Annotated in this window: 12 protein-coding genes; 9 read left to right on the top strand and 3 right to left on the bottom strand. The window is 67.3% G+C overall.

Going from position 1 to position 13,781, the window contains the following annotated elements; translation table 11 throughout:
* Positions 1-15: 15 nt before the first annotated feature.
* On the bottom strand, positions 16-819 hold the full coding sequence (gene lptB / locus A9995_RS04220) for an LPS export ABC transporter ATP-binding protein (protein WP_067609683.1): 804 nt from the start codon (positions 817-819) through the stop codon (positions 16-18).
* A gap of 211 nt (positions 820-1,030) precedes the next feature.
* Here lptB and A9995_RS04215 point away from each other — a divergent pair, with 211 nt between their 5' ends.
* The 3 genes from A9995_RS04215 (at position 1,031) to A9995_RS04205 (ending at position 4,291) form a co-directional block, all read left to right on the top strand.
* On the top strand, positions 1,031-1,450 hold the full coding sequence (locus tag A9995_RS04215; RefSeq protein ID WP_082992473.1) for a hypothetical protein: 420 nt from the start codon (positions 1,031-1,033) through the stop codon (positions 1,448-1,450).
* A gap of 94 nt (positions 1,451-1,544) precedes the next feature.
* Positions 1,545-2,891, top strand: coding sequence for a TldD/PmbA family protein (locus A9995_RS04210; protein ID WP_067609681.1), 1,347 nt, complete (start codon positions 1,545-1,547; stop codon positions 2,889-2,891).
* Positions 2,888-4,291, top strand: a complete 1,404-nt coding sequence (locus A9995_RS04205; protein ID WP_067609679.1) for a mechanosensitive ion channel domain-containing protein — start codon at positions 2,888-2,890, stop codon at positions 4,289-4,291. The genes A9995_RS04210 and A9995_RS04205 overlap by 4 nt, the downstream gene beginning before the upstream one ends.
* A gap of 12 nt (positions 4,292-4,303) precedes the next feature.
* Here A9995_RS04205 and ppa read toward each other — a convergent pair whose 3' ends face one another.
* On the bottom strand, positions 4,304-4,855 hold the full coding sequence (gene ppa / locus A9995_RS04200) for an inorganic diphosphatase (RefSeq protein WP_067609677.1): 552 nt from the start codon (positions 4,853-4,855) through the stop codon (positions 4,304-4,306).
* A 190-nt stretch (positions 4,856-5,045) separates the two neighbouring features.
* On the opposite strand from ppa, the gene hisS reads away from it, so the two are divergent.
* From hisS to metK, 6 genes are all read left to right on the top strand, one after another.
* Positions 5,046-6,317 carry a histidine--tRNA ligase gene (gene hisS, locus A9995_RS04195; protein ID WP_067609675.1) on the top strand — a complete coding sequence of 424 codons (1,272 nt, stop codon included), beginning with the start codon at positions 5,046-5,048 and terminating at the stop codon, positions 6,315-6,317.
* Between the two features lie 347 nt (positions 6,318-6,664).
* Complete coding sequence (gene prfA, locus A9995_RS04190) at positions 6,665-7,732, top strand: peptide chain release factor 1 (RefSeq protein WP_067609673.1); 1,068 nt, start codon at positions 6,665-6,667, stop codon at positions 7,730-7,732.
* Positions 7,729-8,586, top strand: coding sequence for a peptide chain release factor N(5)-glutamine methyltransferase (gene prmC, locus A9995_RS04185; RefSeq protein ID WP_067609671.1), 858 nt, complete (start codon positions 7,729-7,731; stop codon positions 8,584-8,586). The genes prfA and prmC overlap by 4 nt, the downstream gene beginning before the upstream one ends.
* A 235-nt stretch (positions 8,587-8,821) precedes the next feature.
* Positions 8,822-9,727, top strand: a complete 906-nt coding sequence (locus A9995_RS04180) for a DUF4167 domain-containing protein (RefSeq protein WP_067609669.1) — start codon at positions 8,822-8,824, stop codon at positions 9,725-9,727.
* A 38-nt stretch (positions 9,728-9,765) separates the two neighbouring features.
* A complete protein-coding gene (lnt, locus tag A9995_RS04175; RefSeq protein ID WP_199797211.1) occupies positions 9,766-11,346 on the top strand; it encodes an apolipoprotein N-acyltransferase in 1,581 nt (526 codons plus the stop codon).
* A 42-nt stretch (positions 11,347-11,388) separates the two neighbouring features.
* Positions 11,389-12,600, top strand: a complete 1,212-nt coding sequence (gene metK / locus A9995_RS04170) for a methionine adenosyltransferase (RefSeq protein WP_067609667.1) — start codon at positions 11,389-11,391, stop codon at positions 12,598-12,600.
* A gap of 28 nt (positions 12,601-12,628) precedes the next feature.
* On the opposite strand, the gene A9995_RS04165 is transcribed toward metK, so the two are convergent.
* Positions 12,629-13,771: a CaiB/BaiF CoA-transferase family protein gene (locus A9995_RS04165; RefSeq protein WP_067609665.1), complete on the bottom strand. Its 1,143-nt coding sequence runs from the start codon at positions 13,769-13,771 to the stop codon at positions 12,629-12,631.
* Between the last annotated feature and the right edge of the window lie 10 nt (positions 13,772-13,781).

The following is a 13,781-nucleotide window of genomic DNA, read 5'->3' as shown; positions in this document are numbered from 1 at the left end:
GGGGCGATGATGCGCTCACAGGGTGAAGCCCTCGCCGAGATAAAGCCGGCGCACGTTCTCGTCCGCGACCAGCGCTTCGGGGGTGCCCGCGAACAGCACCTGGCCGCCGTAGATGATGCAGGCGCGATCGACGATTTCGAGCGTCTCGCGCACGTTGTGATCGGTGATCAGCACCCCGATCCCGCGAGTCTTGAGATCCTTGATCAGATCGCGAATGTCGTTGATCGAGAGCGGATCGATCCCGGCAAAGGGCTCGTCGAGCAGCATGATCGAGGGCTTGGCCGCGAGCGCGCGGGCGATCTCGCAGCGGCGCCGTTCGCCGCCCGACAGCGCCATCGCGGGGCTGGCCCGGAGCCGGGTGAGCCCGAATTCGTCGAGCAGCCGGTCGAGCTCCGAGGCGCGGACCTCGCGATCGGGCTCGACCATCTCGAGCACGCAGGCGATGTTCTGTTCAACCGTCATCCCGCGAAAGATGCTGGTTTCCTGCGGCAGATAGCCCAGGCCCAGGATCGCGCGGCGGTACATCGGCAGCCGGGTGACATCCTCGCCATCCATCAGGATGCGCCCGGTATCGGGGCGCACCAGACCCATGATCGAATAAAAGCAGGTGGTCTTGCCCGCGCCGTTTGGGCCGAGCAGGCCCAGCACCTCGCCCTTGGCCACGGTCAGCGAGATATCCGACAGCACCACGGTCTTGTCGTAGCTCTTGGCGATCGACACGACCTCGAGCCCGCCGTTTGGCAGCGGCGGCGCGGCCTCGACCGCGGCTTCCTCGGCGAGGTGGTCGGGTTCTAGGGCAGGGGGGGCGGTGTCGGCCATGGGGCGGCTTTAGCATGCGGGGCGACAGTGAAAACCCCGCTGGTCGTGCGCGGCATGCGTTTGGCAGGATACCGACCACGCTCCACCGGGGTGAGGGCCTGACCGCGCAATTTCGTGTCGGCACCGGCCCGCCTCCGGCGCCATAACTTGCGCCCCTTGCGGAAATCTGGAATAAATCGCGGCGGGACAGGAAAAAAAGGGAGTCGCACCGATGAACAGGGCGATCGAGAGCCGCGCGCACGACCACAAGGTCAGCACGCAGATCACAAGCCACGATCCGGCGCACGGACGGCCGGCGCACGAATGGGCGCAGGCACGCGACTGGCGCAAGGCGATGAGCGACAATGTCGCGCTGGCGCTGATCGTCTACACCGGCCTGCAGATCTTCATGACGGTCAACGCGCTCAAAGCGGGTTTTTCTTCGATCCTGCCCTATGTCGCGCTGGTCTTCCTCGTCGGCGCGGTCATCCCCGGCTGCCGCTGGTTCGAGCGCCGCTGGCTCAATCTGGCCGATGGCGACGCGCACGACCCGCAGCTCAGCGGTGCTTACCGCCGCGACCAGATCGCGCTGTGGGTGCTGGCGATCGGCCTGCCGGTGCTGCTGACGGCATTGTTCAAGACGATGTTCTGACCGCGCCTGCCGGGGCCACTACCCGGCGGGAATTGCCAAGCGCGGCGCGCCGACCTACCCGGACGGGCATGACAGCTTCCGGAACCCGCAATCCATGATCGACGCCGAAACAGCGATCGCGCGCTGCGCCGATCTGGTCGAGACCGCCCGCCGGCTGGGCGCCGACGCCGCCGATGCGGTCACCCGCGCCGAGGCTTCCGAAAGCGTCGCGATCCGGCTGGGCAAGCTGGAGGAGGTCGAGCGTTCGGAGGGCGAATCGATCGGCCTGCGGGTCATGGTCGGGCAGCGCTCAGCCTCGATCCAGACCAGCGATTTCTCCCGCGCCAGCTTCGAGGAGCTGGCCGAGCGGGCGCTGACCATGGCGCGGCTCGCTCCCGAAGATTCGTATTCGGGCCTCGCGCCGCAGGACCGCCTGTTCACCGGCGAGATCCCCGATTTCGACATGCGCGACTCCCACGAACCATCCCCCGAAACCTTGCGCGAAGCCGCGCTCGAGGCCGAGGATGCGGCGCGCGCGGTCACCGGCGTGACCAATTCCAACGGCGGCAGCGCCAGCTTCTCGCAATCGGTTGCTGCGCTGGTCACTTCGCATGGCTTCGCGCGCGGCTACGAGGCGACCGGGCACAGTCTGTCGGCCAGCGTCGTCGCGGGCGAGGGCAACCGGATGCAGACCGATTACGATTATCGCACCGCGCGCCATCGCGCCGATCTGCCCACTCCGGCCAGCATCGGCGCCGAGGCGGGGCGGCGCACCGTCGCCAAGCTCGACCCGGTCTCGATGCCCAGCGGGCCGCTCCCGGTGGTGTTCGACCCGCGCGTCGGCGGCGGGCTGATCGGCCATCTGCTGGGCGCGATGAGCGGGCCTGCGGTGGCGCGCAAATCCAGCTTCCTGCTAGGCAAGGAAGACGACGAGCTGTTCGATCCGGCGATCCGCATCCTCGAGGATCCGCACCGCCTGCGCGGGCTGCGCTCGCGCCCCTTCGACGGCGAGGGCCTGCCCACCGTGCCGCGCGCGCTGGTCGAGAACGGGCGCATCTTCGGCTGGCTGACCAATTCCGCCTCGGCGCGCCAGCTCGATGCGCCGCTCAGCGGCCATGCCGCGCGCGGCGGGGGAGGCTCGCCGGGGGTCTCGGCCAGCAACATCCATCTCGCGCCCGGCACAATGTCGCGTGACGAACTGATCGCCGATATCGAGGATGGCGTGCTGATCACCAGCGTCTTCGGCCAGGGTGTGAACATGATCACAGGCGACTACAGTCGCGGCGCCAACGGCTTCCGCATTATCGATGGCCGGATCGTAGGCCCCGTGGCCGAGATCACCATCGCGGGCAATCTGCTTGCCATGTTCCGCGCGCTGGTGCCCGCAAACGACCTCGAGATGCTCCATGCGGTCAACGTGCCGACCCTGCGCGTGGACGGGATGACGGTGGCGGGCGAATGATCTCGCGCCTGCCGACGCTGCTCTTCGCGCTACTGCTTCTGCTCCCGGCGAGCGCGGCCAGCGCGGCCAGCGCTGTGATTCCGGGGCTGGAGGCGCCCGAAGCGCCCGCGGCCGAAGCACCGGCGCAGACCATCGACGATACGCAGGACAGCGGTTCGGACGCGCGCATCGCGGCGCGGATTCGCGGTATCTTCCGCGAGCTGCCCGCCTTTGCTGCCGTCGATGTCGCCGCCAATCAGGGCGTGGTCGCGCTTTCGGGTACGGTCCCGGACGAGGGCGACATCGCCCGCGCCCAAGCGATTGCCGGGCGCGTCTCGGGGGTGGTGACGGTGGAGAATGCGATCGAGCGCGATGTCTCGGTCGATGCCTCGCTGGGTGGCCTGACGAGCATCGGCGATCGGATCGACGGTCTGGCGAGAATGCTGCCGCTGCTCGCCATTGCCTTCACCGTGGCGCTGGTGATCATCCTGCTGGGCTATCTGCTCGCCGGGCTCACCGGTCTGTGGCGCCGCATCGCGCCCAATCCCTTCCTTGCCGAGCTGATCGCCAGCGCGATCCGCTTCGTCGCGGTGGTGGTGGGCGTGGTGATCGCGCTCGACATGATCGGCGCGGGCGCGCTGATGGGCGCGGTGCTGGGTGGCGCGGGGCTGGTCGGGGTCGCGCTGGGTTTCGCGATGCGCGAGACGATCGAGAATTACGTGGCCTCGCTGATGCTCAGCCTGCGCCAGCCGTTCCGCGCCAACGAACTGGTGCAAATTGGCGATCTGCAGGGCCGTGTGATCCGCCTGACCAGCCGTGCGACCGTGCTGATGACGCTGGACGGCAACCATCTGCGCATCCCCAACTCGCAGGTGTTCAAGGCGGTGATCATCAATTTCACCCGCAATCCGCAGCGTCGATTCGAGTTCGATCTGGGTGTCGATGCCGATGACGATGCCGGCGCCGCGCGGATGCTGGGCCGCGATACGCTGGCCACGCTGCCCTTCGTGTTGAAAGACCCCCCTCCCGAGGCGCGGATTGTCGAAGTGGGCGATTCCAATGTCGTGATCCGCTTCCTGGGCTGGGTCGACCAGAACGAGAGCGACTGGTTCAAGGCGCAGAGCCTGATGATCCTTGCGGTCAAGCAGGCGCTCGAAGCGGGCGGCTTCGCCATGCCCGAGCCGATCTACCGCCTGCGCCTCGATCCGCGCTCGGCGACGGTGCCGTTCGAGAACATCAACGATACCCGGCGCGACCGGGATGCACCCCGTGCTGCCCCGCCTACCGACGCGCCCGCGAACCCTGCGCCTCCGCACGAAGATCTGCGCCCCACCGACGAAGTCGCGCAGATGGTCGATGCCGAACGCGCGGCGGGAGCGGGCGAGCAGGACCTGCTCGATTCGTCCCGCCCGGTCGAATAGCCGCAGGTTTACCTAGTCGGCGCTGTCCTGCTTGGCCGCTGCGGTGGCGCGCTCGACCGATTCCAGCACGATCCGCTTGGCTTCGGCGGCATCGCCCCACTTGCCGACCCGCACCCACTTCTCCTTCTCGAGATCCTTGTAGTGGGTGAAGAAGTGCTCGATCTGCTCGAAGATGATCGAGGGCAGATCCTTGGTTTCGGCGACATCCGAATAATAGGGGAAGGTGGTGTCGACCGGCACGCAGATCAGCTTCTCGTCGCCGCCGTGCTCGTCTTCCAGATTGAGCACGCCGATCGGCCGGGCGCGCACCACGCAGCCCGGGATGAAGGGGCTGCGCGCGATCACCAGCGCGTCGAGCGGATCGCCATCGGGCGAGAGCGTGTGCGGGATGAAGCCGTAATTGGCCGGATAGCGCATCGGGGTGTGGAGGATGCGGTCGACGAACAGCGCGCCCGAGGCCTTGTCGAATTCGTATTTCACCGGCTCGCCGCCGGTCGGCACCTCGATGATGACATTGAGGTTGTCGGGCACGTTCTCGCCGGTGGCAATCTTGTCGATACGCATGGTTCTACTCGCTTCGGTACCGGCCCACTCGCAGCTTGAGCCACCCGGTCGCGCGACCGGCACCTTCGCGGGTGGCTGGGAGGGGGAGTGGGCCGGAGCCGCCGCCCAGCCGACATGGCTGCTGAAACGCCGCGCCTCTAGCGGGCGCAGCGGGATTGCGAAAGAACCAATCGCCGCCTAATCGCGCGCCATGGCGAAAACATCCTCAAACACTCCCCCCAAGACTCCCGGCGCGATCCGCGGCACGCAGGACATCTTCGGGCCCGATGCCGAAGCCTTCGCCTTCGTGGTCGAGACCTTCGAGCGGGTCCGCAAGCTCTACCGCTTCCGCCGCGCCGAAATGCCGGTGTTCGAAAAAACCGAGGTGTTCGCCCGCTCGATCGGCGAAACCACCGACATCGTCTCCAAGGAGATGTATTCCTTCGAGGATCGCGGCGGCGATTCGCTCACACTGCGGCCCGAATTCACCGCCGGGATCGCGCGCGCCTACCTCACCAACGGCTGGCAGCAGCACGCCCCGCTCAAGCTCGCCACCCACGGCCCGCTGTTCCGCTACGAGCGCCCGCAGAAGGGCCGCTATCGCCAGTTCCACCAGATCGACGCCGAGATCATTGGCGCAGGCGAACCGCAGGCCGATGTCGAGCTGCTGGCGATGGCCGACCAGCTGCTGAGAGAGCTGGGGATCAGCGGTGTGACGCTGCAGCTCAACACGCTGGGCGATGCCGACAGCCGCGACGCCTGGCGCGCCGCGCTGGTGACGCATTTCCGCGCCGTGAAGGGCGAACTGAGCGAGGATTCGCAGGAGCGGTTGGAGAAGAACCCGCTGCGCATCCTCGACTCCAAGGATTCGCGCGACCGCGCCTTCGTCGCCGATGCGCCGAAGATCGACGCCTTTCTGTCCGACGAGGCGCTGGCGTTCTTCGCGCAGGTCACCAGCGGTCTGGATGCGGCAGGAGTGAAATGGGTGCGCGCCGAAAGCCTGGTGCGCGGGCTCGACTATTACCGCCACACCGCCTTCGAATTCGTGCCCGACGAGGGCAGCGCAGCCGCCGCCGCGCTTGGCAGCCAGAGCACGGTGCTGGGCGGCGGTCGCTACGACGGGTTGATGGAATCGCTGGGTGGTCCGCCGACGCCCGCGGTCGGCTGGGCCGCCGGGATCGAGCGGCTGGCGATGCTGGTGGGGGAACGGGCTCCGGACCCTCTCGAAGCCATGGTTCTGGTCGAGAACGATGCCGGCATGGCGGATGCGATCGAGCTGTTGGCCAGTCTTCGCAACGGCGGGGTCATCGCCGATATCATGGCGACGGGTTCTCCGAAGAAGCGCTACGACAAGGCGGTGAAGCAGAATCCGCAGCATATCCTGCGGGTGGATGAGCGCGGCTATCACGGTATTTCGGGTGAGGGAGATGCCGACAAGATCGTGGCGGTGCTGGAAAAGAGAACATCGTCGCCCCGGACTTGATCCGGGGTCCGGCGTCCTTTCTTGCGGCAGTTCAGAAACAAGCAAGATCCCGGCTCGGGGGCCGGGATGACGGGAAGGGGGCAAAAGCGAATCTGCGGCCTCGCCCTCCGGCGGCGCCACGGCGAAAGACCTTTCCTACACGCGGCGGGTTTGGCATGCCGGGCCCGCAGCCACTCCGGTCCCTCGCTCGTTGGCAAAGGCCCCCTTCAGCCCCAACCCCTTACCCCCGATATGTCACCCTCACCCATGAAAATCCCGCTTATGTTACTGTTTTACAAGAGTTCACCACTGTTGGACGCGGGTGACACCGCCGTCACCCTGTGTCACCCTGATCGGGCCGCTCGCGCATGAGCATCCCCGCCGAACGGCTCGACCAGATCGGTCGCCGCCTCGCCGAGATCGAGGCGCGGCTGTCGTCGGGAACGCTTGACGGCGAGGCCTTCGTCCAGGCCAGCCGAGACTATGCCGAACTCGAGCCGGTCGCCCGGATCGCGGCGGAAGTGCGCGCCGCGCGCGACGAGATCGCCGGGCTGCAGGCCATGCTCGGCGATCCCGAGATGAAGGCCATGGCCGAGGAAGAACTCGAGGCGATCCGCACCCGCCTGCCCGAGGCCGAGCGCGAGCTGGCGCTGGCGATGCTTCCGCGCGATTCCGCCGATGCCAAACCCGCCATGCTCGAAATCCGCGCCGGCACCGGCGGCGACGAGGCGGCGCTGTTCGCGGGCGATCTGTTCCGGATGTACGAGCGCTATGCGGCCGAGAACGGCTGGAAGGTCGAACCGGTCAGCATGAGCGCAAGCGAGGTCGGCGGGTTCAAGGAAATCGTCGCCAATGTCGCGGGGACCGGGGTGTTCGCCAAGCTCAAGTTCGAAAGCGGGGTCCACCGCGTCCAGCGCGTCCCCGAGACCGAAAGCGGCGGGCGCATCCACACCTCGGCGGCCACGGTCGCGGTTCTGCCCCAGGCCGACGAGGTCGATGTCCAGATCGAGGACAAGGACCTCAAGATCGATACCTATCGCGCCAGCGGTGCAGGCGGGCAGCACGTCAACACCACCGACAGCGCGATCCGGATCACGCATCTTCCCACCGGCACCGTCGTCACCTGCCAGGACGGGCGCAGCCAGCACAAGAACAAGGAAAAGGCGCTCCAGGTCTTGCGCGCGCGGCTCTACGAGGCGCAGCGCGAGGCGACGCAGGGTGCCGAAGCCGAGGCGCGCAAGGCGATGGTCGGCAGCGGCGATCGCTCCGAACGCATCCGCACCTATAATTTCCCGCAAGGCCGCGTCACCGATCACCGCATCGGGCTGACGCTGCACAAGCTGCCCGAGATCCTGGCCGGGCCGGGGCTTGGCGAATTGATCGAGGCGCTGATCGGCGAGGACGAGGCCAAGCGGCTGGCGGCGATGAGCGAGTGAGCGCAGATGCGAGCCCCGCTGCAACCAGCGTCGGTGCGGCGATCCGCAGCGCGGCGGAGCGGCTGGCGGCAACCTCCGACACCGCCAGGCTCGATGCCGAACTGCTGATGGCGCAGGCGCTCGGTGCCACCCGTTCCGACCTGCTGGTGCGGCATATGCGCGATGCCGAACCGGCGGGTTTCGCGGCGTTGATCGAGCGCCGCGCGCGCCACGAGCCGGTGGCGCATATCCTCGGGCGGCAGGAATTCTACGGGCTCGATCTCAGTGTCACCCCCGATACGCTGATCCCGCGCGGCGACAGCGAGACGCTGATCGAGGCAGCGCGGGCATGGTTCGCCGCCCGCCCGCACCCTGCGCGGATCCTCGACCTGGGCACCGGGAGCGGCGCGCTGCTGCTCGCCGCACTGTCGCTGTGGCCCGAGGCCGAAGGCGTCGCGCTGGATGCGAGCGAACCGGCACTGGCCGTGGCGGGGGACAACGCCGCCCAACTGGGCATGGGCGACAGGGTGACCTTGCGCCACGTTGACTGGCGGCAGCCCGACTGGGCCGAGGGGTTGGGGCGGTTCGATCTGGTGTTGTGCAATCCGCCCTATGTCGAAACCGATGCCGAGCTTGCCCCATCGGTTCGCGACCACGAACCGGCACAGGCGCTGTTCGCAGGGGCTGAAGGGCTCGACGATTACCGCATCCTGATCCCCGCACTGCGCGGGCTCATGGCCGATGGCGCACTTGCAATTCTCGAAATCGGGGCGGGCCAGGCAGATGATGTCGGGAGCCTCGCTTCGGCCGCCGGTTTTGCCGCCGCGCTCCATCATGACCTCGCGGGTCGACCCCGCGCCCTGTTGTTGACATAAAAGGCTTGGCAAAGGCGCCCGTACCCCTTACCCCTCTAACCAGACCTCTGGAGCGCGGCATGTCCGTCCCGGTGGTTCAAGCTCCTAAATTGCAGTTCTGGTGCGAGGTTCAGGCCCCGCATACCATGCATGAGAAGGGAGCAAGCGGCTTGCTCGTAAGCAAGTGCGCAAGGGGGCATGCGGCCATAGGCGAACCCGGGGGTTCGCGCCGCGCCACAATTGAGGACGGATACCCTTGAACAACAATCACAATAACAACCGCAACAATAACAACAATCGGCGCCGCGGTCGCAACAACAACAGTCCCAACCGCGGCCAGGGCGGCGGCGGTGGCAACCAGGCCAATCGGATCGACAGTCGCGCGCGGGGCAACGCGCCGCAGATGCTCGACAAGTACAAGAAGCTGGCGCAGGACGCCCAGCACAATGACGATCGGGTGCAGGCGGAGTATTATCTCCAGTTCGCCGATCATTATTTCCGCGTCATCGCCGACAACAAGGCCCGCATGGACGAGGCGCGCGGCAAGCGCCCCGACGAGCGCAGCCAGTCGGACGACAGCGACAATGACAGCGATGATTCCGACGGCGAGAACGACAGCCGCCGCCGGAACACCGCCGGCAGCAACGCCGGCAACGCCAGCCCCCGTCGCCCACGCGGACGTCGCGACGAGGCGGGCCGCGACGAGCAAGATGGTTCGCCACGCTCAGGCCAGGATCGCAACGAACGCAACGAACGCAACGAACGCAACAACGACAATGATCGCGGCGACAGCGATCGCAATGACGACGCTCGTGATGAGGGCGACCGCTACGAAGCGGACGACAATCCCTTCACCCGCGACGACAACGACAAGGAAGAGCAGGCCGAGCGCTCCAAGAAGCGTGTCGCGCGTCGCCGCAAGCCCGAAGCTGCCAGCGCTGCTGCCGGCGACGGTGCGGCCAGAAAGGGCGCGTCCAGCAAGAGCGAGGCCAGCAAAGCTGAGGCCAGTAAAGTCGAGCAAGGCGGCGAGATCGACGCTGCGGCGCTTCCCCCGTCCTTTTCGGCGGATGACGATGCTGCGTCCGAAGCCAAGCCCGCGCCGCGTCGCCGCCGCAAAACGGCGACCGACGGCAGCAGCACCAAGCTGAGCGTGGCGGGCTAAGCCCGCCCGCTGCGGCCTCTCGCGCGACCGTCACGGCGATGGAGCGGATTGTCCGCATCACGAACGAGCACCCGCGCTGGGTGGCGCTGCTGTGCGGTGCCATCGCGGCTCTGGGCTATCCGCCGGTCGGGCTGTGGCCGGTCGGGATCGCCGGTGTTGCGGGATTGCTCTGGCTGTTGCTCGGAGCAAACGGCTGGCGCGAAGCTGCGATGCGCGGCTGGTTGTTCGGCGTTGCGCATTTCACGCTTACCAACAATTGGATCGCCACCGCCTTCACCCATCAGGCGGAAATGCCCGCGGCGATGGGCTGGGTGGCGGTACCGCTGCTCTCGCTCTATCTCGCGATCTATCCCGCGCTCGCTGCGGGTGTCGCTCGCGCGCTGATCCGCAAGCCTGCCACCCTTCCTGTCACGCTGTTGCTGGCCGCCACCTGGATCGTCGCGGAATGGCTGAGAAGCTGGGTTTTCTCGGGCTATGCCTGGGGCCCGCTGTCGCTGATGCTGGTCGGACCCTACGACCGGCCCGGCATCGCCCTGCTCCTGCCCTACACCGGAACCTATGCGCTGTCGGCGCTGGTCATCCTGCTCGCCGGGCTGGCGCTGTGGCTCGCGAAGGCGCGTAAATGGCTGCCGCTGGGCGGGGCCGCGCTGGCCGCCGCGCTCGCGATGTACCTCCCGCAGCCCGCCGCGCGCCCCGGTCCGCTGGCGCTCACCTTGGTCCAGCCCGATCTGCGGCAGGCCGAGATGAACGACGGCACCAAGTTCGAGGAGCAGTTTCAGCGGCTCGCCCGGTTGAGCCGCCCCGCGCGCGAATTCGAGCAGCGGCTGGTGCTGTGGCCCGAAAGCGCGGTGCCCGACTATCTCGAGCCCGGCTATCCGCAACGCTATTACGACCGCATGACCGCGGGTGGCGATCCGCTGTTGGCGCGCCTCCGGATCGCAGGAGCGATCGGACAGGATTCGCTGCTGCTGACCGGCGCGGTCGATCTCGAGATCGACGAGGACGAAAACGGCTATCTGCGAGCGCTGGGCGCCTACAATTCCATCACCGCGATCGGCGACGAAGGCGCGATCGTCGGCAGCTACGCCAAGGCGCATCTGGTGCCCGGCGGCGAATATCTGCCGTTGCGCGGGCTGCTCGAACCGCTGGGCCTCACGCGGCTGGTGGCCGGCGCGCTCGACTTCATTCCCGGGCCGGGTCCGCTGACCCTCGATCTGGGTCCATGGGGCGAGGCGGGGATGCAGATCTGCTACGAGATCGTGTTCTCGGGCGAGACCGTCGATCCCGCCAACCGGCCCGATTATATCTTCAACCCCTCGAACGACGGCTGGTTCGGCTTGTGGGGCCCGCCGCAGCATCTCGCGCAGGCGCGGATGCGTGCGATCGAGGAGGGCCTGCCGGTGCTGCGCTCCACCACCACCGGGGTCAGCGCGGTGATCGACGCCAATGGGGTGGTTCGCAGCCATATCGGCATGAACCGCGCCGACCGGATCGACGGGCAGGTCCCGCTGGCCAAATCACCGACCTTGTTCGCCCGCGCCGGTCACTGGCTGACCGGTTTGTGGGCGCTGGGCTTTTTCCTGATCTGGCTGGTTGCGACGCGGCGGCGGCGAGGCTAGGTAGAGGGCCAGACATAAAGCTTTCCTTATATCGAGAATTGCATGCGCAGCGAATATCTCTTTACCTCCGAGAGCGTCTCGGAAGGCCATCCCGATAAGGTTTCCGACCAGATTTCCGACGCCATCGTCGATCTGCTCCTGTCGAAAGATTCCGAAGCGCGGATCGCGTGCGAAACGCTGACCACGACCCAGCGGGTGGTGCTGGCGGGCGAAATTCGCTGCCGCGGCGTGTTCGAGAACGGTGAATGGGTCGAAGGCGCCAGGGAAGAGATCGAACAGGCGGTGCGCGCGACGGTGCGCGAGATCGGCTATGTCCAGGACGGGTTCCACTGGGAAACGCTGGTGCTGGAGAACCGCCTTCACGGGCAGTCGAGCGAGATCGCGCAGGGCGTCGATGCCAATGGCAACAAGGACGAGGGCGCGGGCGATCAGGGGATCATGTTCGGCTTCGCCTGCGACGAGACTCCGGACCTGATGCCGGCGCCGCTCGATTACAGCCACAAGATCCTCCACCGCCTCGCGCGCGATCGCAAGAGCGGGGAAGCCGCTTTTCTCGAGCCCGATTCCAAGAGCCAGCTGACGCTGCGCTATCGCGACGGCAAGCCGGTCGCCTGCACCGCGGTGGTGGTCTCGACCCAGCACGCCCCAGGCTATCACGAGGGCGACAAGGAAGCCGAGCTCAAGGCCTATGTGAAGCGCGTGGTGGGCGAGATCCTGCCCGCAGGCTGGCTGAGCGACGAGACCGTCTGGCACATCAACCCCACAGGTGCCTTCGAGATCGGCGGTCCCGATGGCGACGCCGGGCTGACGGGGCGCAAGATCATCGTCGACACCTACGGCGGCGCGGCGCCGCATGGCGGCGGCGCGTTCAGCGGCAAGGATCCGACCAAGGTCGATCGCTCCGCCGCCTATATCACCCGCTATCTGGCCAAGAACATCGTCGCCGCCGGGCTGGCGACGCGCTGCACGATCCAGCTCTCCTACGCCATCGGCGTGTCGCAGCCGCTGTCGCTCTATGTCGACACGCATGGGACGGGCACGGTGGACGAGACCGCGCTCGAGGACGCGATCCGCTCGCTCGAGACGCTGGGCGGGCTGACCCCGCGCGGGATCCGCACGCATCTCGGGCTCAACAAGCCGATCTATCGCCCGAGCGCCGCCTATGGCCATTTCGGGCGCACCCCCGAGGGCGATCTGTTCCCGTGGGAGCGGACCGATCTGGTCGATGCGCTGAAGGCTGCAGTTAAGGCCTGAGGCGGCTATCCCACCACGGCGGGGCCGGTCAGTCCGACTGGTGCTCGCCGTGGCGCGGGCTGGGGCGATCGAGCGCGAGTTCCGCAGCGGAGAAGTTGAACGGGCTGCGCACCCCGGGCATGCCGCCGAGCTCGATCTTCATTCCCCGCGCCTGAACCTGCGGGTCGGCGAACACTGCATCGAGATCGTTGATCGGCCCTGCCGGCACCCCCGCCTCGCGGCAGGCGGCGAGCAGACCGGCCATGCTCCAGCGGCGGGTCGCCTCGGCGATCGCAGCCTCGAGCGGGGCGCGGTGTTCGATCCGCCCGCCATTGGTGGCAAAGCGCGGGTCCTGCGCAAGCTCGCCGCAGTCGAGCAATGTCATCAATTTGTGGAACAGCCCGTCGTTCGCCGGGGCCAGGATCACATGCCCGTCGGCGACCGGATAGACGCCGTAAGGCCCGACCTGCGCGTGCGAATTGCCCATCCGTTCCGGGTTCTCGCCGGTGGCGAAATGGCTCAGCGCCTGGTTGGCGAGCAGCGCGACCGAACAATCCATCAGCGCCATGTCGATCCACTGGCCCTTGCCGGTGCGGTGGCGCATCAGCAGCGCCGCCTGCACCGCATTGGCCGCCCAGACCCCGCAAGACAGGTCGCTGACCGATATTCCCATCTTCATCGGTGCGCCCTCGGGCTCGCCGGTTAGCGCCATGAAGCCGCTCATCCCCTGGACCACGAAATCATAGCCCGGTTCGTCGCGGCGCGGGCCGTCCTGTCCGAAGCCGGTGATCGAGCAATAGACGAGCGCCGGGTTCGCCTCTGACAGCGCCTCGTAATCCAGCCCGAACTTGACCAGCGTACCGGGTTTGAAATTCTCGATCACGACATCGGCATCACCGGCCAAGGCCTTGAGCCGCGCGAGGTCGTTGGCATTACGGAAATCGGAGACGATCCCGCGCTTGCCGCGGTTGCAGGCGTGGTAATAGGCGGCGGTGCGCTCGCCGTCGTGTTCGACCCAGGGCGGGCCCCACTGGCGGGTCGAATCGCCCTCGGGACTTTCGACCTTGATCACATCCGCGCCCAGATCGGCGAGGATCTGCCCGGTCCACGGCCCGGCGAGCACGCGTGCCAGTTCGAGGACCTTGAGCCCGGCGAGAGGGGCGTTGGGATTGCGGGGTTCGTCGAGCCACATGGGTGGCGCT

It is taken from the genome of Erythrobacter sp. QSSC1-22B, assembly GCF_001678665.1.
GTDB lineage: Bacteria > Pseudomonadota > Alphaproteobacteria > Sphingomonadales > Sphingomonadaceae > Qipengyuania.
Note: the sequence above shows the minus strand (reverse complement) of the source record. Positions and strands in the feature narration are given on the sequence as shown.